The sequence below is a fragment of the Streptomyces sp. Q6 genome, from assembly GCF_036967205.1.
GTDB classification, from domain to species: domain Bacteria; phylum Actinomycetota; class Actinomycetes; order Streptomycetales; family Streptomycetaceae; genus Streptomyces; species Streptomyces citrinus.
Genome location: NZ_CP146022.1, coordinates 8,276,845 through 8,298,818, shown reverse-complemented (window position 1 = coordinate 8,298,818; position 21,974 = coordinate 8,276,845). Strand labels below are relative to the sequence as shown.

The 21,974-nt window shown below is 72.4% G+C and carries 21 protein-coding genes and 1 pseudogene; 14 read left to right on the top strand and 8 right to left on the bottom strand.

Annotation, left to right across the window (positions count from 1 at the left end; all coding sequences use genetic code 11):
- Window positions 1-20 precede the first annotated feature (20 nt).
- On the bottom strand, window positions 21-413 hold the full coding sequence (locus tag V2W30_RS38155) for a tautomerase family protein (protein ID WP_338703175.1): 393 nt from the start codon (window positions 411-413) through the stop codon (window positions 21-23).
- 172 nt (window positions 414-585) lie between these two features.
- On the opposite strand from V2W30_RS38155, the gene V2W30_RS38150 reads away from it, so the two are divergent.
- Entirely contained in the window at window positions 586-747 is a 162-nt protein-coding gene (locus V2W30_RS38150) for a hypothetical protein (RefSeq protein WP_338703174.1), read from the top strand.
- Between the two features lie 22 nt (window positions 748-769).
- Here the strand turns inward: V2W30_RS38150 and V2W30_RS38145 are convergent, their stop codons facing one another.
- On the bottom strand, window positions 770-2,065 hold the full coding sequence (locus V2W30_RS38145; RefSeq protein ID WP_338703173.1) for a M48 family metallopeptidase: 1,296 nt from the start codon (window positions 2,063-2,065) through the stop codon (window positions 770-772).
- Window positions 2,066-2,318: 253 nt separating this feature from the next.
- On the opposite strand from V2W30_RS38145, the gene V2W30_RS38140 reads away from it, so the two are divergent.
- The gene (locus tag V2W30_RS38140) at window positions 2,319-3,194 is read left to right on the top strand and encodes an SGNH/GDSL hydrolase family protein (protein WP_338703172.1); all 876 of its coding nucleotides are present in this window, start codon (window positions 2,319-2,321) and stop codon (window positions 3,192-3,194) included.
- Window positions 3,195-3,207: 13 nt separating this feature from the next.
- Here the strand turns inward: V2W30_RS38140 and V2W30_RS38135 are convergent, their stop codons facing one another.
- Window positions 3,208-3,780, bottom strand: a complete 573-nt coding sequence (locus V2W30_RS38135) for a transcriptional regulator (RefSeq protein WP_338703171.1) — start codon at window positions 3,778-3,780, stop codon at window positions 3,208-3,210.
- A gap of 382 nt (window positions 3,781-4,162) precedes the next feature.
- On the opposite strand from V2W30_RS38135, the gene V2W30_RS38130 reads away from it, so the two are divergent.
- Both V2W30_RS38130 and V2W30_RS38125 read left to right on the top strand, forming a co-directional pair.
- Entirely contained in the window at window positions 4,163-5,299 is a 1,137-nt protein-coding gene (locus tag V2W30_RS38130) for a molybdopterin-dependent oxidoreductase (RefSeq protein ID WP_338703170.1), read from the top strand.
- Window positions 5,300-5,797: 498 nt separating this feature from the next.
- Window positions 5,798-7,441 (top strand): penicillin-binding transpeptidase domain-containing protein, encoded by a 1,644-nt coding sequence (locus tag V2W30_RS38125; RefSeq protein WP_338703169.1) that lies wholly within the window; start codon window positions 5,798-5,800, stop codon window positions 7,439-7,441.
- Between the two features lie 45 nt (window positions 7,442-7,486).
- Here the strand turns inward: V2W30_RS38125 and V2W30_RS38120 are convergent, their stop codons facing one another.
- Window positions 7,487-7,687 (bottom strand): hypothetical protein, encoded by a 201-nt coding sequence (locus V2W30_RS38120; protein ID WP_338703168.1) that lies wholly within the window; start codon window positions 7,685-7,687, stop codon window positions 7,487-7,489.
- Window positions 7,688-7,980: 293 nt separating this feature from the next.
- On the opposite strand from V2W30_RS38120, the gene V2W30_RS38115 reads away from it, so the two are divergent.
- The 3 genes from V2W30_RS38115 (at window position 7,981) to V2W30_RS38105 (ending at window position 11,634) form a co-directional block, all read left to right on the top strand.
- Window positions 7,981-10,158: an FUSC family protein gene (locus tag V2W30_RS38115; protein ID WP_338703917.1), complete on the top strand. Its 2,178-nt coding sequence runs from the start codon at window positions 7,981-7,983 to the stop codon at window positions 10,156-10,158.
- 107 nt (window positions 10,159-10,265) lie between these two features.
- Window positions 10,266-10,877, top strand: a complete 612-nt coding sequence (locus V2W30_RS38110) for a sulfite oxidase-like oxidoreductase (protein WP_338703167.1) — start codon at window positions 10,266-10,268, stop codon at window positions 10,875-10,877.
- A 13-nt stretch (window positions 10,878-10,890) separates the two neighbouring features.
- Window positions 10,891-11,634: a ferredoxin reductase gene (locus V2W30_RS38105; protein ID WP_338703916.1), complete on the top strand. Its 744-nt coding sequence runs from the start codon at window positions 10,891-10,893 to the stop codon at window positions 11,632-11,634.
- 21 nt (window positions 11,635-11,655) lie between these two features.
- On the opposite strand, the gene V2W30_RS38100 is transcribed toward V2W30_RS38105, so the two are convergent.
- From V2W30_RS38100 to V2W30_RS38090, 3 genes and pseudogenes are all read right to left on the bottom strand, one after another.
- Window positions 11,656-12,984, bottom strand: a complete 1,329-nt coding sequence (locus V2W30_RS38100) for a S28 family serine protease (protein WP_338703166.1) — start codon at window positions 12,982-12,984, stop codon at window positions 11,656-11,658.
- 173 nt (window positions 12,985-13,157) lie between these two features.
- Window positions 13,158-13,649 (bottom strand): peptidylprolyl isomerase, encoded by a 492-nt coding sequence (locus V2W30_RS38095; protein WP_338703165.1) that lies wholly within the window; start codon window positions 13,647-13,649, stop codon window positions 13,158-13,160.
- A gap of 101 nt (window positions 13,650-13,750) precedes the next feature.
- Window positions 13,751-14,011 (bottom strand): annotated as a pseudogene (locus V2W30_RS38090) (monooxygenase family protein); the annotation flags it as partial.
- A 211-nt stretch (window positions 14,012-14,222) separates the two neighbouring features.
- Between V2W30_RS38090 and V2W30_RS38080 the strand changes: the two are divergent.
- Window positions 14,223-14,501: a zinc-ribbon domain-containing protein gene (locus V2W30_RS38080; RefSeq protein WP_338703915.1), complete on the top strand. Its 279-nt coding sequence runs from the start codon at window positions 14,223-14,225 to the stop codon at window positions 14,499-14,501.
- Here the strand turns inward: V2W30_RS38080 and V2W30_RS38075 are convergent.
- A complete protein-coding gene (locus V2W30_RS38075; RefSeq protein WP_338703164.1) occupies window positions 14,498-15,700 on the bottom strand; it encodes a Gfo/Idh/MocA family oxidoreductase in 1,203 nt (400 codons plus the stop codon). The two genes, V2W30_RS38080 and V2W30_RS38075, sit on opposite strands and share 4 nt — an antisense overlap.
- 159 nt (window positions 15,701-15,859) lie before the next feature.
- On the opposite strand from V2W30_RS38075, the gene V2W30_RS38070 reads away from it, so the two are divergent.
- The 6 genes from V2W30_RS38070 to V2W30_RS38045 all read left to right on the top strand — a co-directional run bounded on the left by V2W30_RS38070 (window position 15,860) and on the right by V2W30_RS38045 (window position 21,942).
- Window positions 15,860-17,005 carry an ROK family transcriptional regulator gene (locus tag V2W30_RS38070; RefSeq protein WP_338703163.1) on the top strand — a complete coding sequence of 382 codons (1,146 nt, stop codon included), beginning with the start codon at window positions 15,860-15,862 and terminating at the stop codon, window positions 17,003-17,005.
- Between the two features lie 727 nt (window positions 17,006-17,732).
- Window positions 17,733-19,274, top strand: coding sequence for a sensor histidine kinase (locus V2W30_RS38065; protein ID WP_338703162.1), 1,542 nt, complete (start codon window positions 17,733-17,735; stop codon window positions 19,272-19,274).
- Window positions 19,275-19,333: 59 nt separating this feature from the next.
- On the top strand, window positions 19,334-19,753 hold the full coding sequence (locus V2W30_RS38060; protein WP_338703161.1) for a roadblock/LC7 domain-containing protein: 420 nt from the start codon (window positions 19,334-19,336) through the stop codon (window positions 19,751-19,753).
- A complete protein-coding gene (locus V2W30_RS38055; RefSeq protein WP_338703160.1) occupies window positions 19,750-20,109 on the top strand; it encodes a DUF742 domain-containing protein in 360 nt (119 codons plus the stop codon). Before V2W30_RS38060 ends, V2W30_RS38055 begins: the two co-directional genes overlap by 4 nt.
- A complete protein-coding gene (locus V2W30_RS38050; RefSeq protein WP_338703159.1) occupies window positions 20,090-20,707 on the top strand; it encodes an ATP/GTP-binding protein in 618 nt (205 codons plus the stop codon). Before V2W30_RS38055 ends, V2W30_RS38050 begins: the two co-directional genes overlap by 20 nt.
- Window positions 20,704-21,942: a cytochrome P450 gene (locus V2W30_RS38045; RefSeq protein WP_338703158.1), complete on the top strand. Its 1,239-nt coding sequence runs from the start codon at window positions 20,704-20,706 to the stop codon at window positions 21,940-21,942. The genes V2W30_RS38050 and V2W30_RS38045 overlap by 4 nt, the downstream gene beginning before the upstream one ends.
- The last annotated feature ends 32 nt before the right edge of the window (window positions 21,943-21,974 follow it).

Genomic DNA, 21,974 nt, shown 5'->3' with positions numbered 1-21,974 from the left:
ACGGGGACCGGCCGAAGCGGTCAGTCCCCGTCCGGCGCGTACTGCGCGACACCGTGGCCGAAGGACCAGTCGACCGACTCGTTCTCGGTGAGCGTGATCACGACATTGCGCGGCTCGGTCCCCGCGTACTCCTGCGCGAGTTCGGCGATCCGCCGGTACAGCGCGCGTTTGTGCGCCGCGGGGCGACCCGCGCGCAGCGTGATGCCGACGAACACGACGTCGGCATCGCGTCGCACCCCGAGATGGTCGTCGAAGCGCAGGGTGCCGCGGACCCCGTCGTGGCCGGTCAGGATCTGGAACAGGTCGTCGGGCGGGAAGCCGAGCGTCTCCACGAGGGCGTCGTGCACGGCGCGGCCGAGCGCGTTCAGGCGGGCGCTGTCTGTCGTCAGGGCGTCGATGCGGACCAGCGGCACGGGCGGGCTCCTGTCGTCGTACGTCGTCGAGAGTCCCGTACATACTAGTAGTTACAGTTTTTCGGTACACGATCGCACCCCGGGTGCTCCCCCGTCACCCGGCCCGCGTAGGGTCCCCCTTTGTCCCGAACCCCCCGGGACCTCAGAAGCCAGCAGACCAGGAGCATGTACCGTGCCCGCACCGTCCAGCGCACCGGCGCCCATCTACGACCGTCTCGTCGACGAGCAGGGCGACGTCCTGTCCGACGCCCGCGAAGCCGCGCAGCAGGCCGAGCGCACCGCGGAGGACGTCCTCGACTTCGGCCACGCCCCGGCCCCCGAGCAGTCGAACTGACGGGCCTCCGGGCGCCGGCCCCCTAGCTCCCGACGCCGTCGCGCAGCAGCTCGCGCGCGAGTCTCGCGCGGGCGGCGGAGAGTTCCCCGGACACCGCCTCGTCCCGTGCCGTGTCCACGCGGACCGCGGCCGCGAGCGGCTCGCCCGCCGTCAGGAGGCTGCGGCGCAGGTGGGTCGGCGGGTGCGTGGAGTCGACGCTGTGGCCGCGCCGGACGCCGACCCGGCGCAGGCGTTCGTACTCGCGCTCGGGCACGGACCGGGTGTGGGCGGCGAGCCGACCCCACAGGCCGTCGGCGTCCAAGGCGTGGGACGTGACCTGCCGGGCGTTCGCCTCGCGGCGCAGCATGCCCTCGGCGGACGCCGCGACGAGCAGCAGGTCCATGAGGCGTACGGCGGCGTCCGTGGAAGCCGCGCGGGCCGCCATCGTGTCGGCCAGGTACTCCGCGCGCTGAGCGGCCCGCAGGGTGAGCCCGTCGAGCAGCAGCATCACGCCGGTGACGAGCATCCGCGGCGGCAGGCGCAGCAGGTTGAGCACCGCCTCCAGCGGGGTCGGACGCGGTGCGGCGGCCACGAAGTAGCGCCAGGTGTCCAGCGAGCGCAGGGCCTGCGCGACGATCACGCCGTGCCGGGTGTCGCCGTTGCCGAAGTGGCCGAGCTCGTGCCCGAGCAGGGCGACGCGCTCCCGCGGGCCGAGCATCTCCCACAACGGGATGCCCAGGTTCAGCAGCCGACGACCGCGGATGCCGTACGTGGTGACGCTCGCGTTGACCTGGAGATCGAGGACGACAGCGTCGACGCCCCGGGTTCCGGCCACCGCGGCGACCTCGTCCACCAGGGCGAACAGCGCGGGCGCGCTCTCGCGGTACAGGACGGGCCGGTCGTCGGGCAGCTTCCTGAAGCGGGGCCGCAGGGTCCAGGCGACGGCGAGCAGGACCACGGCACCGATGAGCCGCCAGGTGTGGCCCCAGCCGGTGACCAGCATCCAGGCGCCGACCGCGGCGAACGCCAGCGTCACGGCGTGCACGGCCAGGGCCAGGGCGAGCGCGGCGACGCTCGCGGTGTCCCGGCGCGCGGCGACCGGCCGTGCCTCACGGGTCGAACTCGCGCCGCCCGCCGTCAACTCCCCGAGCAGCCGCTCGCCGTGGCGCCTGGCCAGTGTGCGGCGCGCCCGTTCCACCCGACCGGTGTGCGGGTCAGGCGCGGCCGGGTCCACGTTCCAGTCGCAGCCGGTGCACCAGGTCGTGAACCGGGCGTCCGATCTGATGGTGTCCCCGCACTGCGGGCACGGCTGAACTGTCTCCTCGACGGCGTGCGTCACCGCTGGCCCTCTCCCCACCCCTCGACCCCTCCCCAGAGGCCGCATCCTGCGTGGCGCACATCTGATCACACGCCATCCCCCGGGCGAAACCCGTGAGCCCCGCTCTCCTCTCCTCGACGTCCCAGCTCAGGACTGCGTGCACGCCTATTGACTCATTTTCAAACTCATCGGTAACTTTCAACTATCAGCGCTGAACTCACCTGTCTCATACGGAACTTGGCCATGAGCCGAGCCGGTTTCGAAGGAGCAACAGATGGCGATTCACGCTGTCCGCACCCGCCTGGTGGCCTCGGCCCTCGCCTCGGGTGCGGCGGTGCTCGGCCTGGCCGTTCCGGCGCAGGCGACCGAGCAGCCCCTTCCGTACGTCGCGCTCGGTGACAGCTACAGCGCCGCCTCCGGCGTGCTGCCGCTCGATCCGTCCGCGAGCCTGCTGTGCGCCCGGTCCACCGCCAACTACCCGCACGTGATAGCCGAACGGACCGGAGCCGCCCTCAAGGACGTGACGTGCGGCGGTGCGCAGACCAAGGACTTCGCGGGGTCGCAGTACCCGGGGGTCGCGCCGCAGCTCGACGCGCTCGGCGCCGACACCCGCCTGGTCACGCTGACCATCGGCGGCAACGACAACAGCACCTTCATCAACACGATCCTCGCCTGCGCCACGGCGGGCGTCCTGTCGGGCGGCCAGGGCAGCCCCTGCAAGACGCAGTACGGCGACAAGTTCAGCGGCGACATCGACTCCAAGACGTATCCGGCGGTCAAGGGCGCGCTGCAAGCGGTGAAGAACAAGGCGCCCAAGGCCCGCGTCGCCGTCCTCGGCTACCCGTGGATCATGCCGGCCACGGCGCGGTCGGGCTGCTTCCTGAAGATGCCGATCGCCTCCGGCGACGTACCGTACGTGCGCGACATCCAGACCCACCTCAACAGCGCGGTGCGGCGGGCGGCGTCCGAGACCGGGGCGACGTACGTGGATCTCGCGGCGGCGTCCGAGGGGCACGACGCCTGTCAGCCGATCGGCACCCGCTGGGTCGAACCCGCGCTGTTCGGCACGAACTTCGTGCCGGTGCATCCGAACGCGCGCGGTGAGGCGGCGATGGCCGACCTGACGATGGGCGCGCTGGGTCTGGGCTGAACGGTCCCGCGGCTCAGGCCGCGAAGCCCACGTTCGTGACGAACTCGTAGGCACCCCATTGGGAGCCGAGGTCGACGATCTGCTCCACCCAGGCGTCGTCGAGGGCGCGGTCGTCGGACGCGGCCCAGGCCGCGACGACGGCGTCCCAGTGCCGCACGTTCAGCGCGCGGAACTCCACCACGCGCTGGTGCGGCCTGGGCACCTGGGACTGGTTGAGGGGGTGGATCTCGACCCGGGTGCCGCGGCCCGCGCGGTTGAGGCGGGCCAGCAGATGGCGGGCCACGTTCCGGCGGCGGACCGTGCGGTAGGCCTGCTCGATGCGCGCGAGGTTCTTCACCGAGGGGCGGCGCGTGCCGTCGAGCCAGGCCTTCAGGGTGCGGTCCGTGACCGTCAGTCCCGCGGCGCGGGCAGCGGCGCGGGCGTGGTCGCTGCGGGTCAGGTAGTGCAGGCGGGCGAGGAGTCCGCGGCGTGCGGTGACGGGGGTGACGACGAAGCCGGCGAGCCGGTCGAGCTGTCGGGCGACGGCCTCGTGACCCTTGAGACCCCGCGCGCCGAGCTTGCCGAACTCGATGTTGCGCTCCGGCACCCGCGCCTCCCGATCCCGTCTGACCCCCCTTCACCACGCTGTGCGGCGTGGTGGGTCGAGGCTACCGGATCACACCGGCGGTCGCCCGTCAGGTGAAGTCGACCTCGGGGAAGCGCGTCGAGGGACCGTCGAGGAGTCCGCTGTCGCGGCCGCGCAGGTGGCGGCAGAAGAACGCGGTCGGATACGCGCGTCGGGGCGGGCAGGCGCAGGCGTACGCGGTCGGAGGGCTTCGCGCGCGTCGCGGCGAGCGCCGGTGTCGATGTCCCACACAAGCGAAGCCACCGTGGGGCGTCGCGCGGCATCCCCCTCAGGGCAGTACCGACGACGCGTCAGACTTCCGTAATGCCGCGAAAGCTGGGAAATCGGGGCGGTGGGCGGTCGGATGGGGGGCATGAACCTCCGTCTTCCCCGGCCGCCCGCCATCCGGGCGCCGCTGCACGATCCGCGCACGGCCACGGTCATCGGCCGGCTGCTCGGTGTCGCGATCCTCGTCTGCTTCGCGACCGGGCTCGTGAGCCACTACCTCCAGGAGCCGCCCGCCCGGCTCTCGGGATGGCTGCCGACGCGGCCGGTGTGGGGATACCGGGTCACGCAGGGCGCGCACGTGATCAGCGGGATCGCCGCGATCCCGCTGCTGCTCGCCAAGTTGTGGACGGTGTATCCACGGCTGCTCGTGTGGCCGCCCGTGCGGTCCGTCGCGCACGCCCTGGAGCGGCTGTCGATCGCGGTGCTCGTCGCGGCGACGCTCCTCGAGGTGTCCATGGGCCTGCTCAACACGGCGCAGTGGTACCCGTGGCCATTCTCGTTCCGTGCCGTGCACTGGGCGCTCGCCTGGGTGATCGTGGGATCCCTGTTGCTGCATCTCGCCGTCAAGGCGCCGGTGGTGGCCGGGCACTGGCGCGCTCCGAGGGAACCGTCCGTGGACGGTCCCGACCGGCGCTCGCTGCTCATCGGGATGGGGTTCGCCGTCGGTACCGTCACCGCGGTCACCGCGGGGCAGTCGGTCACGGTGCTCAAGAACCTCACGCTGCTCGCGCCCCGCCACCCCGACCACGGCCCGCAGGGGCTGCCGGTGAACCGGACGGCGCGGGCGGCCCATGTCCGCCGTGACGAACTCGCCGACTGGCGGCTGACGGTGAGCGGGCCCCGGCCGTACTCCCTCTCCCTCGCGGAGCTGCGCGCCCTGCCGCAGCACGCGGCGACCCTGCCGATCGCCTGCGTGGAGGGATGGTCGAAGACGGCGCACTGGGAAGGTGTGCGGATCCGTGACCTGCTGGCGCGGGCCGGGGTGCCGGACGGGGCACGCCTTCGGGTGGTGTCGTTGCAGCGCGGCGGGGCGTACCGGGTGACGGAGCTGGACCGGCCGTACAGCCGCGACGACCTGACGCTCCTCGCGCTGCGGCTGAACCGGGAGGTGCTCTCCCTGGACCACGGATTCCCGGCGCGGATCATCGCGCCGAACCGGCCGGGGGTCCTCCAGACGAAGTGGGTCTCCCGGCTGGAGGTGCTCGACGCATGACGAGGACTCTGCTGCTCCGCCTGGTGCTCGGGGCTGTCGGCGTGGGTGTCGCGGCGATCGGTGTGTCGGAGCTGTTCACCGGGACACGGACGGGCACGCCCGCCGAGGTCGCTCTCTGGCTGGCCGGGGCTGTGGTCGTGCACGACGGGCTGCTGGTGCCGTTCGTCATGGGGGTCGGTCTGCTGCTCGGGGGCGGCCAGGCACGCGGCGCACTGCGCGCCGGGCTGATCACGGCGGGCTGTCTGGTCCTGGTCGCGGTGCCGGTGCTGCTGCGCCCGGGGCGGCCGGGCAACCCCTCCGTCCTGCCGCTCGACTATCCGCGCGGCCTGGGCCTGCTGCTCGGCGCGGTCGCGTGCGTGACCGGCGCCTGCGCGTGGTGGCTGCGGCGGCGGTCCGCGCGGCGAGCACGCCCTGAACGGCGCACTCCCGCAGGAAGCCAGGCCGCACACCGCCCTACGGTGAGGCGTCGGTATCAGGTGCGGCAGGGCGGAGGGCCCCGTGGGCGGCGAGCAGCAGGACACCCCGAGCAGAACGTCCGGCAGGCGCCCGCTGTGGATCGCAGGGGCCGCGTCGCTCGCGCTGGTCGGGATCGGCGCCGGCGCCTGGGCCGTGTTCGGCGGGCGGGACGAGCCGCGCACCGGTCCGCTGTCCGCCGCGGAGGTCCGCTCGGCAGCCGACGGGTTCCTCGACGCGTGGACCGAGGGCGATCTGGACGGCGCGGCCCGTCGGACGTCGGACGCGTCGGCGGCCGGTGCCGCGCTGCGCGACTACCGGGAACGGGCGCACCTGTCACCGAAGCGGCTGACTCCCGCGGCGGCGCGGGGCACCCGGGTTCCGGTGGGCGTCCGCGCGGAGTTCGCGTTCGACGGGGCCCGCGCCCCGCTCGCGTACGAGACCGCGCTGACCGTGGTGCGGCGCGCCGGGGACGGGGAGCCGGTGGTGCGCTGGGAGCCGTCCGTGCTGCACCCGGAGCTGACCGCGGGCAAGCGGCTCGCGACCAGGGAGATTGGCCCCGCCCCCGTGCGCGCGGCCGACCGGACCGGGCGCGCGCTGGACACGACGTCGTTCCCCTCCTTGCACGCGGTCGTGGAGCGGCTGCGCCGGTCGTACGGGAGGACGGCGGGCGGCCGGCCCGGTCTGGAGGTGCGGGTGGTGCCCGGCGGCCGGGCGAGTTCGGACGCGGCGCCCCCGGCGGGCACGGTGCTCCTCGCCGTCCCCGAGGGCGGTCCCGGGCAGGTGCGGACCACGATCGACGCGCGGGTGCAGGAGGCGGCCGAGCGGGAGGTCGCCCGGCGCGCCGACGCGTCCCTGGTCGTGCTCAAGCCGTCGACCGGGGAGATCCTCGCGGTCGCCAACTCCCGTCCCGACGGCCCGAACACCGCGCTGGAAGGGCGGCTCGCGCCCGGCTCCACGATGAAGATGATCACGGCGTCGCTGCTTCTGGAGAAGCACATCGCCGACCCGGACAAGCCGCACCCCTGCCCGAAGACCGCTTCGTACGGCGGCTGGCGGTTCCACAACGTCGACGACTTCGACATCGCGGGCGGCACCTTCCGCACCAGCTTCGCCGCGTCCTGCAACACCGCCTTCATCACCCAGGCGGGCAAGCTCGCTGACGACGAGCTGGCGCGGCAGGCCCGCGAGGTGTTCGGCATCGGGGAGCACTGGTCGGTCGGCGTCGACGCGTTCGACGGGACGGTGCCGGTGGAGCACGCCGCGTCGAAGGCGGCCTCGATGATCGGGCAGGGCGGGGTCCGGATGAATCCGCTGACCATGGCGTCGGTGGTGTCGACGGCACGGACGGGGCGGTTCAGGCAGCCGTACCTCGTCGCGCCGTCGATCGGTCACCGCACGCTCGCGACGGCGTCGCGGACACTCGACCCGGCCGCACACCAGCAGCTCCGTGATCTGCTGCACACGACGGCGACGGCCGGTTCGGCGGCCGGCTCCATGGCGGGGCTCGCCGGGGACGTCGGGGCGAAGACCGGATCCGCCGAGGTCATCGGACAGAAGGAGCCCAACGGCTGGTTCGCGGCCTGGCACGGCGACCTGGCCGCGGCCGCCGTGATGCAGCGCGGCGGCCGGGGCGGCGAGTCGTCGGGACCGCTCGTGGCGGCGGTGCTCAGAGCTGTGGCCGACTGACCAGGGGCCGGCCGGACACAGCTCTCCGACCCGGACACGGCTCTCTCAATGGGCGACCGCGAAGACCAGGATCGCGGTCAGGCCGAGCGCCCCGCACAGCGAAGCGGCCATCGCGATGCTGACGGCCTTGGCCACGACCGCGGTCGTGTCACCCCCTTCCTGCACGCTGCGCCGCATCGTCCACGCCGCTTCGGTCAGCAGGGCCACACCGATGACTCCGCACAGGAACACCACTACATCGATCATCGGACTATCGTGCGATACCGCCCATCGAACGACGGGCGCACGCGCGCGGCGCCCCGCCGACGTGAACCGAATGGCCTCATGTCCGCGTCAGGCGGCGAGCCTCGAGCGCTCGCGACCGCGTCCCTGACGGACGAGGCCATGGTCACATCAAGACCGGGTTCACCTCCTCGTATGCTCGGGGACACGAACGCCGTATCGATCTTGGAGTGACACTGGTGGCGCGACCGCGGACGCCGACCCTGACCGCGACCTGGGACCGCTTCGTGGCCTCCGACCCGGGGCTGCTGCGCCTGATGGCCGGATTGCGCACCGTCACCGCGATCGGGCTGACGCTCGCCGTGCTCGCGCTGCTCGGCACGGGCGTGACCCTCATGGTCGCGGGCGCGATGACCGCGATGGTCGGCACGTTCGCGATCCGTGAGAAGACGGTGCGCGGGCAGGCGGTCACCCTCGCGCTCGGACTGCCGGTGGCCCTCGCGGCGGTGTCGCTCGGCGCGCTCCTGCACAGCAGGGTCGTGGCCGGGGACCTGTTCTTCATCGCGCTGATCTTCGGCGCGGTGTACAGCCGCAGATTCGGCGACCGCGGCACGGCGCTCGGCCTGATCGGTTTCCAGGTCTACTTCGTGTCGCTGTTCGTGAACGCCACGGTCGACGGGCTGCCGCCGCTGTACGGCACGTTGGCCATCGCCTTCGCCTGCGGCGCCGTGGCCCGGTTCGCGCTGGTCCCGGAGACGCCGCAGCGGGTTCTCGGCCGACTGCGGGAGGCGTTCCGGGCGCGGCTCGCGCAGTTGGTGAGCGCGCAGACCCGGCTGCTTGACGCCCCGCCGGAGGAGCTCGACGACGTCCTCGACGACCTGCGCCGGCACACCGCGCGGCTGCACGAGGCGGCGCTGATGATCCAGGGCCGCCTGGAGGACGGCACCGGCGACGAGCGGACCGCCTCACTGATCCAGCGCCGTGTCGCGGACGCCGAGGTCGCCGCCGAGCGTCTGGGCATGCTGCTCCTGACCGCCCGCAGCGCCGAGCGCGCCGACACCCTGACCCTGCACCTGCCGAACGCGCCGGTCCCGGCCACCGGGCGGCTGCTGCCCCGCGAGGACGAGGCGACCGCGACGCTCCGCCGCGACCTCGGCTCCCTGCACCTGATGGTGGCGCGCCCCGCGGACGCCAACCGGGGCACGGCCGTCGCCCAGATCCGCAACCGGCTCCTCGGCTACCGCGACGAGGAGTGCATCCCGCCGGGCACCACGCTCGCCGTGCAGGACGTGTTCCGCGGCATCGGTGAGGCGGCCCGCGCGGTCCTCGGCCTCAGGCTCGCGCTCGACGGGCCGCAGGACGAGTCCGACGACTCCCCCGCCACGACGCGTTCCCGCGAGGAGTTCGACGCGGAGGACGTGTCGGTCATCGGCGCCGAGAAGGAAGCGGCGGACACCGAGGACGACGCCGCCGGGCTGCGGCGGCCCACCACCCGGGCCGCGTTCCAGGTGGCCGTCGGCTCGGCGCTCGCCATCGTGGGCGGCGAGTTCCTCTCCAGCCAGCGCTGGTACTGGGCGGTCCTGACCTGCTGGGTCGTGTTCCTGAACACCGCGTCCACCGGCGAGATCGTCGTCAAGGGATACCGGCGTCTGCTCGGCACGGTGCTCGGCGTGGTCGCGGGAGTGGCGCTGGCCGGGGCCGTCGGCCACCACACGTGGCTCGCGTTCGTCCTGGTCCTGGTCTGCGTCTTCGCGATGTTCTTCACCGCTCCGCTGTCGTACGCGCTGATGTCGTTCTTCGTCACGGCGATGCTGGGCCTGCTGTACACCCTCCTGAACACCTACAGCTTCGACGTGCTGGTGCTGCGGATCGAGGAGACGGCGCTCGGCGCGGCGTGCGGCATCATCGCGGCGATGCTCGTGCTGCCCGTCCGCACCGACCGGCACACCGACGAGCAGCTCGCCACCGTCCTGGAGCGGCTCGGCGACGTGGTCGCGGGCGCCGTGGAGCAGCTGAGCGGCGGCCCCGCGGTCGACCTCCTCGACAAGGCCCGTGACCTGGACACCGCGCTCGACGAACTGCGGGCGTCCACCCAGCCGTTGACGCACCCGATCACGCCGCTGCGCGAGCGCCGCCAGACGGCCCGCTATCTGGTGGCGCTCCTGGAGACGTCGGCGTACCACGCCCGTTCGCTGGCGGCGACGGCCGAGCTGGTGCCGTACAGCAAGCGGGTCGGGGCCGATCCGCGCCTCGCGCGCGCCGCGCAGCGCATCGACCACAACATCGAGGTGCTCGTCGCGCACGTGAACGACGAGACGACGACGGCCGCCGTCGAGTCCGGCGCGAGCATCGCGGCGATGCTGGAGACCGACGGCCTCGGCGTGCCGGCCGCGAACACCGTGACGTTCCGTGTGCTGCGTCACCTCCAGCGGCTCGACGAGGGCGTCACGGGTCTGGCACGGCCGCTCGGCGTCCCTGTCGGGCCGCGCGGCTAGGGCTGCGACGTGCGGAAATCCGTCATGGATGGCATGGTTCTCCGTGCGCGCCCGCGCGCTCACGACGCTCGACCAGGGCGCCGCCTCTCGCTCCTGGAGAACACCGCATGACCGGCCACCCCACCCGCGGCTTCGTCGGCCGCCCTCGCGTGCACAACCCCGGGCTGCCGCCCGGCCAGTACGACGCGGGCACCGACTGGCCGGTGCTGTCCGCCGAGGTGACGCCTCGTATCGCACCGCGCGACTGGACGCTGCGGATCGACGGGCTCGTCGCCGAGGAGCGCACCTGGACCTGGGACGACGTACGGGCGCTGCCGACCTCCTCGTACGAGGGCGACATCCACTGTGTGACGAGCTGGTCGAAGTTCGGGGTGCGCTTCGGCGGGGTCTCGCTCGACGTGTTCCTGGACGCGGTGCGCCCGGATCCCGCGGCGACCCACGTCGTGGCGTACGCGCACACCGGGTACTCGACGAATCTGCCGCTCGCCGACGTGACGGGCGGCAAGGCCTGGGTCGCCTTCACGTACGAGGACGAGCCGCTGCCCGCCGAGCACGGCGGCCCGGCCCGCCTGCTGGTGCCGCACCTGTACTTCTGGAAGAGCGCCAAGTGGCTGGCGGGGCTGCGCCTGCTCGATCACGACGAGCCCGGGTTCTGGGAGCAGAACGGATACCACGCGCGGGGCAACCCGTGGGAAGAGCAGCGTTACGCCGGTGACTGAGACGAGCGAGAACATGACGGCCGCCCCCTTCACGCCGCCGACCCGGTTCGCCGTGCCCGGCCGGATCGCCGTGAGCAACCGGACCGCGACGACGTGGCAGCGGGCCGTGCTCACCGAGATCCGCCGCGAGACGCCGCAGGTGTCCACGTTCCGGTTCGCGGTGCCCGGCTGGCAGGGGCATCTGCCCGGCCAGCACCTGATGCTGCGGCTGACCGCCGAGGACGGCTACACCGCCCAGCGCCACTACTCGCTGGCCTCCGCGCCCGACGACTCCGGGCACATCGAGCTGACCCTCGACCACGTCGAGGGCGGCGAGGTGTCCGGGTATCTGCACACGGTGGCGCGGGTCGGTGACGAGGTGGAGGTACGCGGCCCGAACAGCGGCTTCTTCGCGTGGCCCGGCGACCGTCCCGCGCTGCTGATCGGCGCGGGCTCCGGCGTCGTCCCGCTGATGTCGATGCTCCGCCACCAGCGGCGTCTGCGCCTGGCCACACCCCTGCGCCTGTTCGTGTCGGCGCGCACCCGCGCGGACCTGATCTACGCCGAGGAGTACGCGGCCGAGACGACGCCGGTGCTCACCCGTGAGGGCGAGCGCCGGCGGCTGGCCGCGGACCATCTCGCGCCGTGCTTCACGGACGGCGCGCCGCGGTGGGAGGCGTACGTCTGCGGGTCCAACTCCTTCGCGGAGCACGCCTCCCAGCTGCTCGTCGGGCTCGGTCAGCCGGTCGACCGGATCCGCATCGAACGCTTCGGCTGAGCCGCGGCCGCCGGTCGTCGGCTACTGCCCGGCCCACCGCTTGATGGTCGCCGTCGCGGCGTCCTTCTCGTCGGCCGGCAGCGCGGAGATCCGGGCGCCGTGGTTGGAGTTCGGCACGACGTACTTGTACGAGTCGCGCTTGCTCGGCGTGAACTGCTCGGCGCTCCACGGGTCGTTCTGCCCGTAGACGAACAGCATCCGCTGCGATTCGGTGCGCACCCACTTGTCGACGCCCTTGATGACGGTGCCGTCGTACGTGGTGCGCATGTCGGCGGGGAGCACCGAGTTCGGCTGGTAGATCTCCGGGTAGTGGCGCACGCCCTTGAGGTTCTTGAACTTCAGGTCGGCCCAGCCGAGTTGGGCGGCGGCCTGGCGGTAGTACGGGCCGCTGCTGTTGGCGCCGAGCGTCGAGTCTTCGTAGATCGACAGGCCGTGGCCGAGCGACCAGGTGTAGAGGTCGTCGTCGGAGACGGTCGTGGCGTCCGGGACGGTCGGGCAGTCGGTGTACGTGCCGGACTGCCAGAAGTTCCACACCTGGTCGAGGACCGCGAACTCGTAGGCGCGGTCGGTGGTGCCGAGGGTGTGGGTGAAGGTGTAGCCCTCGTCCTTCGCGGTCTTCTCGAACTTGGGCAGCAGGGTGTCGCGGCGTACGAGCATCTCGCGCTGGACGGCGGCGAGCGCGTCGCGGCACTCCTTAGTGCCGACGTTCCGGAAGAAGCGCTCGTAGGTGCTGTCGTCGTTGTTGTTCGCGTCGTTCGGGGCGACGTAGGCGACGACGCCGTCGTAGTCCTTCGGGTAGAAGCGGTAGTGGTAGGTGGCCGTCATGCCGCCCTTGCTGCCGCCGGTGGCCAGCCACTTCGAGGACTTCTCGTAGAGCGGTCTGACGGCCTGCACGATGGCGTGCTCGTCGGCCGCCTCCTGCTGGACGGTCATCTTCGCCCAGGGGGTGCCGCCGGCGGGGACGGAGGGGCCGAAGAAGCGGTGCTCGATGCTGAGCTGGCCCGCGTCGAGGATCGTGGTGGGCTCCCGCGTCGAGGAGGACAGTCCGTAGCCGCCGGTGTAGACGACGACCGGCTTCGCCGTCGACTTGTGCCAGAGCGTGAACCGCTGCTGGAACGTGCCGAGTGCGGGGTCGGTGTGGTCGATGGGCTGGGTGATCGACAGCGCGTAGAGGGGGTGGCCCTCCTTGTCGCTGACGCCGGTGACGGTGACGCCGGGTATCGCGCGCAGCTGGTCCTCGAAGGACGCCTGGGCGGTGGTCGCGGCGGTGGCCGGTGCCGCGGTGGCGGCGAGGGCTCCGGCCGTGAGGGCGGCGGACAGGAGCAGCGTGGGTACGGTGCGCAGGCGCACGGGTGCCTCCCGGGTTGAGGGAACGGTGAGTTGGATCACTGGTCCGGTGACCGAGACCTTAACCCGGGGGCGGCGCGGTGGAGTTGGAGTCGGCGTACGCGGCGCACATGCAGGGAGCCGGGTCCCGCCGTGGTGGCGGGCCCGGCTCCGTGCCGTGCGTCAGATGCGTCGGATCAGAGCTGGCCGGACTCGGCGATCGTGATCTTCGCGGAGGTCGCGCCGCTGCGCGAACCGAGGGCCTCGATCTTCTTGACGAGGTCCATGCCGTCCGCGACCTCGCCGAAGACGACGTGCTTGCCGTCCAGCCAGTCGGTGACGATGGTGGTGATGAAGAACTGCGAGCCGTTGGTGTTCGGGCCGGCGTTGGCCATCGAGAGCTGACCCGGCTTGGTGTGCTTGAGCTGGAAGTTCTCGTCGGCGAACTTCTCGCCGTAGATGCTCTTGCCGCCCGTGCCGTTGCCGGCGGTGAAGTCGCCGCCCTGGAGCATGAAGTCCGGGATGACGCGGTGGAAGGAGGAGCCGGCGTAGCCGAAGCCCTTCTCACCGGTGCACAGCGCGCGGAAGTTCTCCGCGGTCTTCGGGACGACGTCGTCGAAGAGGTCGAACGTGATCCGCCCAGCGGGCTCGTCGTTGATCGTGATGTCGAAGTAGGTCTTGATTGCCATGCCGCAATCCTTTCATCACGAAGCCCCGAATGCCGATTCGGCCCGCCACAGCGACCGTCTCGCGACGCCCGGTAGCCGGACCGTTCCGGAACGTGACCGGATCAGACCTCCAGGCGGTCCTGCGCTTGCACACCGCGTTGCAACGGGCGCACCGCGTGGGCCCTGCCCAGGCCGTGCGGCGGCATGTCCTCGTAGATGGTCTCGTACGACCCCGCGGACACGATGTACGTCTCGTGCCAGAGGCCGACATGGCCGCGGCTCTCGCGGGCGTACCGGTTCATCCGGGCCCACCAGGGCCGGTGCGGCGCGTCGGGGCGGGCGGCGTACGCGAGGAGCTTCTCCTTGGACTCCCAGTACTGGACGACGTAGCACTTTCCAGGAGGACGCGGAGAAGGCCGAGGCCGCGGTGGCGTCGGCCGTCCTGTTCGAACCGGTCCTGCTGGCGCTGCGCCGGCTCGCGCAGGAGGAGCACACCACCCGCAGATACGGCCTGTGAGGGCGGCACGGCCGCTGTCTACGATGGCCACGGGCCACGTACGCTCGGCGATGGCCCTCGACCGGGAGGGACCATCGATGATCATCTTCGGTACGCGGGGTTACGTGTATCAGCTCGCGATACTCACACTCGTGTGCGGCGGCTGCGGCAATCCGGCCGCGCACACGCTGCGCAAGTACGTCACGAAGTTCACGCTGTTCTTCGTGCCGCTGTTCCCGGTCTCCACGAAGTTCCGTACGCAGTGCACCTTCTGCGGCACCGAGCAGAAGCTGCCCAGGGAGCAGGCGGACGGTCTGCTCGCGCAGGCCGCCGCGCCGCGGGGTGACGCGGCGCGGCAGCACTTCCCGCAGGGTTAGCCGGTCGGCGCGCTCCCGAAGTCGGGGATCGGGAGCCGCTCGCCGTCGCGCAGGGCCGAGCGGTGGGCGACGATGCCGGGCAGCGTGTAGCGGGCGGCGACCCAGGCGTCGACCGGCGCGGGGGTACCCGTGGTGACGGCGGTGACGAAGTCGTCGACGAGGAAGTGGTGGCTGCCCTCGTGCCCGTTCGGCAGGTGGTCGAAGACGCGGGGCAGCCGGGCCCGGTCGTGGACGGGGGCGGAGCCCGAGGTGAAGGCGGCGCGCAGCGCGGGCGCGATGTTCTCCAGGGAGGGGTCGTCGGGCGCCAGGGTGGGCCTGGGCCGCAGGAGTTCGCTGATGTCCGTGACCCCCTTCTTGTCCTGCCAGAAGCTGACCGTGGCGAGCTGTTCCATGCTGGCGTCGGTACCGAAGAAGCGGAACCTGGATTCGCGGATGTGGGACGGGTAGCCGACGCGGCGGAACTCGTTCGTGCGGAACGAGCCGCCGCCCGCGACCTCGAAGAGCGCCGTGGCGTTCGACAGGTCGTTGCCGAACCGGCTGACGTCCTTGTCGAAGACGCCGTCGCCGCGCTCGTCGGGCACCCCGATCGCGGAGACGCTGACCGCGTGGGTGTCCCAGGCGCCGAGCACACCGCCCACCGAGTGCGTGGGGTAGAGCAGCGGCGGGTAGCTGGCGGTGGCCTTCCAGTCGGCGCCACCGCTGTAGCGGTAGGCATCGTAGAAGCCGAGGTCCATGTCGTGGACGTAGTCGCCCTCGGCGTAGAAGAGGCGCCCGAAGGCGCCGGCGGCGATCTGGTCGCGGGCGTGCACGGTCGCCGGGTTGTACTGACTGGTCTCGCCCATCATGTACGTCAGTCCGGTCTCCCGTACGGCGTCGATGATCGCCGCGATCTCCTCCTCGGTGATCGCCATCGGGACGGCGGAATAGACGTGCTTGCCCGCGCGCAGGGCCCGCACGACGAGCGGGCCGTGGGTCCAGCGCTGGGTGAAGATCGCCACGGCGTCGACGTCCGGGGAGCTCAGCATGGCGTCGTACGAGTCGAAGGTCGCGGTCAGCCGTTCTGCGGCGACCAGGTCGCGGGCCCGGTCGGGGATCAGGTCGGTCGCGTAGACGACGCCGACGCCGGGGTGGGCCCGGAAGAGCTTCGCGAACTGGCCGGCGAACTGTCCTGCGCCGACGATGCCGAGGGAGAACGTCACGGGCGGATCCCTTCAGATTGGTTCCGATTGGTTCCGACCGGATTTACTTTTGGCCCGGAAGGAAGTCTCCGTCAAGAGGGCCGCACGAGAGGGCTCGCGGCCGTGAACTACCCGTTCCCCTCTTGACGTTGCTTTCGTCGCGGAACAATCCTCGTCGACATGAGCGCACGTGACGCGGCGAGTTGGCCGGCCCTGACCCCCGGTGAGCGGGCCGTGGTGATCGAGGTGCTCCGTCATGGCCCGCTGTCCCGCAGCGAGTTGGCCCGGCGGATCGGGTTGTCGGCGGGGAGTCTCACCCGGCTGACCAAGCCGTTGATCGCCGCGGGGGTGCTCGTCGAGGAGACCGCGGCGGCCGGGTCCCGGCAGGGCAGGCCGTCGCTGCCGCTCGACGTGGTCGCGGAGTCACGGCACTTCGCCGGGTTCAAGGTCACGGGTGACACGGTGTACGGGGTCGTGACGACGCTGCGCAGCGAGGTCGTGGCGCGACGGGAGGTGCCGTTGGACTCCCCCGCCCCCGAGCGCGTCGTGGAGCAACTGACTCAGCTGGTAGCGGAGTTCGGGCGGGAGTTCGCGCGGCTCGCGGGGGTCGGGGTCGGGGTGGCGGGACCGGTGCGCGAGGGCGGTGTCGTCGTCGACAACACGTTCCTGGGCTGGACCGGGGTGCCTCTGGCCGCTCTCGTGGGCGAGCGGACGGGGCTGCCGGTGGTCGTGGACAACGACGTGACGGCGCTGGCGGAAGCCGAGGCGTGGTCCGGCGCGGGCCGCGGCCTCGACCGGTTCGCGCTCCTGACGATCGGCGCGGGCATCGGCTACACGCTCGTCACCGGCGGCCGTCCGGTGCGGACGCGGGAGACCGGGGGCGGCATCGGCCGGCGCTGGATCGTGGACCCGGGCGGTCCGCTGACCCCCGAGGGTGAACGCGGCAGCGCCGCCGCCCTGTTGACCATCCCCAGCATCCTCTACCAGGTGCGGGCGGCGACCGGGCGGCCCATGACGTACGCGCAGGTCCTCACCGCGGCGGCGGAGGGCGACCCGGCGGCGTCCCGGGTGGTCGGCGAGGCGGCGCGCGCCCTCGGCCTCATGGTGGCCCAGATCGCCGACCTGGCGCTGCCGCAGAAGATCCTGCTGGCCGGTGAGGGGGTGGGCCTGATGGACGTGGCAGGGGACACGGTGCACGCGGCGGTCCGCGCGCGCCGCCACCCGGACGACGAGCCCGTCGTGCTCGACACCCTGCCCAGCGACTTCCACGCCTGGGCGCGCGGAGCGGCCGTGCTCGCGATCAGGGTCCTGGTGCTGGGGGTCTGAGCCACCGTCCCGGATCCGGGGGGGGGCAACGACAAGGCCCCGTCGCTCCACAGGGGGGGGAGAGGAAGCGACGGGGCCACAGGCTCGAGCGCCCGGGGGGGTGGGCTGCTTGAGCTGTCTCTCTCTGCTGGTGCCCGGGATCGGCGGTCGCATGCATGCGAGTTCTGAAGCAGGTGCGCGTCGGTGTTCCCGCACGGGGAACATCGGCTCACGGCGTGCGCCGCCGGTCGGCCAACGTTGGCCGAAACATGTCGCTCAGTGACGAGTCGAGCGGAGCCCGGGAGGCCGGGATCGGCGTGCCGACCGGGCTCGTACGTGCGCTTCCGCCGTGCGGACCTCGGCCTTCTGCGTTCAACCGTTCGATATCACGAGTGCTTACGGGAGCGGCGAGTTCACGACGAAGTCGCCGGTGGGGCGGTCTGCCCGGCTTGTCCGGCCGTCCCGTCGCGCGGCATGGCTAGCATGAACTCCCGTACGGTCCGGAAGATCAGCGTCCTGTTCGGCGCCCGCTGCCCGGATCCGCAGTCGGCGTGACCGGCCGGCTCATCGACCCCGCACTCAAGGACCGAGGGACCCGCGGAATGTCAGTGCCTGCTCCTCCCCGCCCGCACGCGACCGCCGGAGCGGGACGCACCGGCCTCGGCGTGGCGCTCGCCGTGCTCGTGGTGGCGGCCGCCGTCGCGGGCGGCGCCGCGGCCCTCGCCCCGAGGCCGCCCGGTCCTGGGCGGTGTGGACGGCCCTGGTCGCCTGGGGGTGCCTGGCCGCCTCCGTCGTGACCTCGTACCTGCTCCTGGGGCGCGCCCACGGTGACGCCCGGCGCTCTCGCGAGGAACTCGCCCTGCTGCGCGGCCGGTTGGCGCAGCAGAGCGCGGAGTCGTCCGAACTGGCGAACCGCACGCTGCCGGCTGTCGTCAGCCGGTTGCGGGACCCGCAGGGCAGCACGGCCCTCCCGGCCGCACCGCCGTCCGATCCTCAACTGCGCCGCGTCCTCGACGAGTTCACCGCGCTCACCGAGGAATCCCTGCGACAGGCCGCGAGCGCGGCGGCCGAACGGGACGCGGCACGGGGCGAACTGGAGCGCGCGGCCGCCGATCTGGACCGGCTGACGGCGACCACGTTCCCGCTGGCGGTGGCGCGGCTGCGCGAGGGCCTGTCCGCGGACACGGTCCTCGCCGAGCTGGAGTGGCCGGACAACCCTCTGCTGCGGCTGCCCGCCGAGACGCTGCTGCGCGAACTCGCGCTGAGCGAGCGGCGGGGCGCCGCCGCGCAGGCCGCTTCGGCGAAGGCGCTCAGCCGGGTCCAGGCGAAGTCCGTCAGCATGCTGGCCGATCTGCGCGGCATGCAGGAGCGGCACGGCGAGGAGGTCTTCGGCGACCTGCTGCGCCTGGACCACTCCACCTCTCAACTGGGCCTGATGACCGACCGGTTGGCGCTCCTGATGGGCGGCCGCTCCAGCCGCGCCTGGAACCGGCCGATCGAGATGGAGAGCGTGCTGCGCGGAGCCGTCGGCCGGATCGCCGCCTACCAGCGGGTGCGGCTGCACTGCGCGACGAACGCGGCGATCGCCGGGTTCGCGGCCGAAGGCGTGATGCATCTGCTGGCCGAGCTGATGGACAACGCGGCGAACTTCTCGCCGCCCATCGACGAGGTGCACGTCTACGTGGAGGAACGCTCGGCCGGGCTCGTCGTGACCGTCGAGGACAGCGGCCTGAAGATGGCCGACGCGGCGATGCGGCGCGCCGAGGAGGCCGTGTCAGGACAGGTCACCGACCTCGCCTCCTTGCAGGGCACCCGGCTCGGGCTGGCCGTCGTGGGCCGGCTCGCCGCCAAGTACCGCATCGACGTGAACTTCCGGCCCTCCTCCCGCGGCGGGACCGGCGTCGTCGTCCTGCTGCCGCCCCAGCTCCTCGCCCAGCAGCGCGAACCGGTGCAGTCGCCCGTCGTCGCCCCGCGCTCCGTGCCCACCGAGACGCACGAGCGCGCCCTGGCCGACGAGCCGTCCGTGCCGCGTCCGGCGCAGCCCGCCGCCGCCACGCCGAACGGGCTCCCGGTCCGCCCGCCGGGGCGCACCATGGCCGCCGCGGAGCAGGAGCGCGGCCGCCCGGCGCCCTCCCCGAACCCGAGGCGAAGCCGGCCCGTGACGCGGGCGCCCGCTTCGGCGCCTTCCATCGCGGCCGCAAGGCCAAGGACGGCGACCCGGCCGAGCAGGACGGACCGGCCGAGTAGCCCGCGCCGCCCGACGATCCTCAACCCCCGCACTACACCGTGAGATTGGAGGCACGGGCGGCGACCCGGCCCCGCCGGACCCCGTTCCCGCCCGACCCCGCCATGCAGACGACTGACACCAGCCTGACCTGGCTCCTGGAGAGCCTGCTGGAGCGCACCCCCGGGACCCGGCACGCCCTGGTCCTGTCCAGGGACGGCCTCAAGCTGTGCTGGAGCGAGCACCTGACGCTCGACCAGGCCGACCAGCTCGCGGCGATCTGCTCCGGCATCCAGGCCCTCGCCCAGGGCGCGTCGGTGGAGTTCGGCGACGGGACCGGTGGCGTACGGCACTCGATGACCGAGTTCCACGGCGGCCTGCTGTTCATCGTGGACGCGGGCGAAGGCGCTCATCTGGCGGTCGTCGCCGCCGAGGAGGCCGACCCGGGTGTCGTGGGCCACCAGATGACGGAGCTGGTCGAGCAGATCGGGGAGCATCTGCGGGCCGCGCCGCGCGAGACGGCCCCCGGGAGCGGCGCCTCGTGACGCGCCGGCCGGTCGACACCGGCGCCCCGGACCGGCTCTACACGGTCACCGGGGGCCGCAGCCGCGCCGACGACACCTCGTTCGACCTGGTGACCCTGGTGGTCGCCGAGTGCGAGCCGGTCGCGGCGATGCAGTCCGAGCACGTACGGATCCTGGAGCTGTGCCGACGTCCGACGGCGGTCGTGGAGATCGCCGCGGAGCTGAAGCTGCCGATCACCGTCGTCCGCATCCTGCTCGGCGACCTGCTGGCGACCGGCAAGGTCACCGCCCGCCATCCGCGCTCGGCCCCAGCCGTCGCCGGGCTCCCCGATTCCGCCCTTCTCAAGGAGGTGCTCCATGGGCTCCGCAACCTCTGAGCTGCCCGCGAGCCGCACGCCGCTCGGCGCCGCCGCGGACACCGGCCTGAAGATCGTCGTGGTCGGCGGATTCGGCGTCGGCAAGACCACGCTGGTCCGGTCGGTGAGCGAGATCCGGCCACTGAACACCGAAGAGGTGATGACGCAGGCCGGCGCCGGCGTCGACTCCACCGCCGGGGTCGCGGCGAAGACGACGACCACCGTCGCCTTCGACTTCGGCCGCATCAGCCTCAACGACCACATGGTGCTGTACCTGTTCGGGGCTCCGGGGCAGGAGCGGTTCTGGTTCCTGTGGGACCGGCTGTTCTCCGGGACGCTCGGGGCGGTCGTCCTCGTCGACACCCGGCGCATGGACGACTCCTGGTACGCGGTCGACCGTCTGGAGCACCACGGCACACCGTTCGTCGTCGCGGTCAACCGGTTCGACGACGAGCCGGTGCGGTACTCCCTCGACGAGATCCGCCAGGCCCTCGCGCTGCCCGCCCATGTGCCGATGGTCGACTGCGACGCGCGCGTCAGGTCGTCGGGCAAGGACGTGTTGATCACCCTCGTGGACCACCTCTACGCACAGGCCATGGCCCTGGAGACGACACCGTGACGGAACAGACCCCTTCCTGCCCGGCGCACGCGGGCGCGGTCCCGCTGAGCGGTCTGGAGTACCAGCAGACGCCGTCCCAGCTGTACCGGGCGCTGCGCTCCGAGCACGGTCCGGTGGCACCGGTGCTGCTCGACGGGGGCGTGCCCGCGTGGCTGGTGCTCGGCTACTCCGAGCTGACCTATGTGACGAGCCACGACGAGCTGTTCGCGCGGGACTCGCGGCGCTGGAACCAGTGGGAGCACATCCCCGAGGACTGGCCGCTGCTGCCGTTCGTCGGGTACCAGCCCTCCGTGCTGTTCACCGAGGGGGCGGAGCACCAGCGCCGGGCCGGGGTGATCACGCACGCCCTGGAGCAGGTCGACCAGTTCGAGCTGGCCCGCGACTGCGCGCAGATCGCCGACGGGCTCATCTCCGACTTCGCGGGCAGCGGCCGGGCCGAGCTGATGTCCTCGTACGCCCACGCGCTGGCGATGCGGGCCGCGGTCCAGATGTGCGGGATGCCGCAGCGCGGCTCCGACACGCAGGACCTGGTGGACGATCTGCGGATCTCGCTGGACGCTGCCGAGGGCGACGACCCGGTCGCCGCGTACGTACGGGTCGGGGAGCGCATCCAGCGGCTGGTCAAGGAGAAGCGGGAGCGGCCCGGCGCGGACGTGACGTCGCGGATGATCCTCGATCCGGCGGGTCTGAGCGACGAGGAGATCGTGCAGGACCTGATCTCGGTGATCGCGGCGGCGCAGCAGCCGACGGCGAACTGGATCTGCAACACGCTGCGACTGCTCCTGACCGACGAGCGGTTCGCGCTGAACGTCTCCGGCGGGCGCCTGAGCGTGGGCGAGGCCCTCAACGAGGTGCTGTGGCTGGACACGCCGACGCAGAACTTCATCGGCCGCTGGGCGGTGCGCGACACGCAGCTCGGCGGGCGCCAGATCCGCGCCGGTGACTGCCTGGTCCTCGGGCTCGCGGCGGCGAACACCGACCCGCAGATCTGGCCGGACTCGCACGTCGGCGCGGAGAACGCGGCGCATCTGTCGTTCAGCAACGGCGAGCACCGCTGCCCGTACCCCGCTCCCCTGCTGGCCGACGTCATCGCGCGTACGGCGGTGGAGACGCTGCTCGACCGGCTGCCCGACCTCGTCCTGGCCGTCGATCCGCAGGAGTTGACGTGGCGGCCGTCCATCTGGATGCGCGGCCTGATGTCGCTGCCGGTGAGTTTCACACCCGTCGTGCAGTGAGCTGCCGGGCACCCGGCACGGTGCCCGGCAGG

Bases quoted from the DNA above. Each gene is read 5' to 3' on its own strand.
- V2W30_RS38140 (WP_338703172.1), top strand. From the start codon at position 2,319: ATGGCGATTCACGCTGTCCGCACCCGCCTGGTGGCCTCGGCCCTCGCC.
- V2W30_RS38130 (WP_338703170.1), top strand. From the start codon at position 4,163: ATGGGGGGCATGAACCTCCGTCTTCCCCGGCCGCCCGCCATCCGGGCG.
- V2W30_RS38120 (WP_338703168.1), bottom strand. From the start codon at position 7,687: ATGATCGATGTAGTGGTGTTCCTGTGCGGAGTCATCGGTGTGGCCCTG.
- V2W30_RS38115 (WP_338703917.1), top strand. From the start codon at position 7,981: ATGGCCGGATTGCGCACCGTCACCGCGATCGGGCTGACGCTCGCCGTG.
- V2W30_RS38110 (WP_338703167.1), top strand. From the start codon at position 10,266: ATGACCGGCCACCCCACCCGCGGCTTCGTCGGCCGCCCTCGCGTGCAC.
- V2W30_RS38105 (WP_338703916.1), top strand. From the start codon at position 10,891: ATGACGGCCGCCCCCTTCACGCCGCCGACCCGGTTCGCCGTGCCCGGC.
- V2W30_RS38095 (WP_338703165.1), bottom strand. From the start codon at position 13,649: ATGGCAATCAAGACCTACTTCGACATCACGATCAACGACGAGCCCGCT.
- V2W30_RS38080 (WP_338703915.1), top strand. From the start codon at position 14,223: ATGATCATCTTCGGTACGCGGGGTTACGTGTATCAGCTCGCGATACTC.
- V2W30_RS38070 (WP_338703163.1), top strand. From the start codon at position 15,860: ATGAGCGCACGTGACGCGGCGAGTTGGCCGGCCCTGACCCCCGGTGAG.
- V2W30_RS38060 (WP_338703161.1), top strand. From the start codon at position 19,334: ATGCAGACGACTGACACCAGCCTGACCTGGCTCCTGGAGAGCCTGCTG.
- V2W30_RS38050 (WP_338703159.1), top strand. From the start codon at position 20,090: ATGGGCTCCGCAACCTCTGAGCTGCCCGCGAGCCGCACGCCGCTCGGC.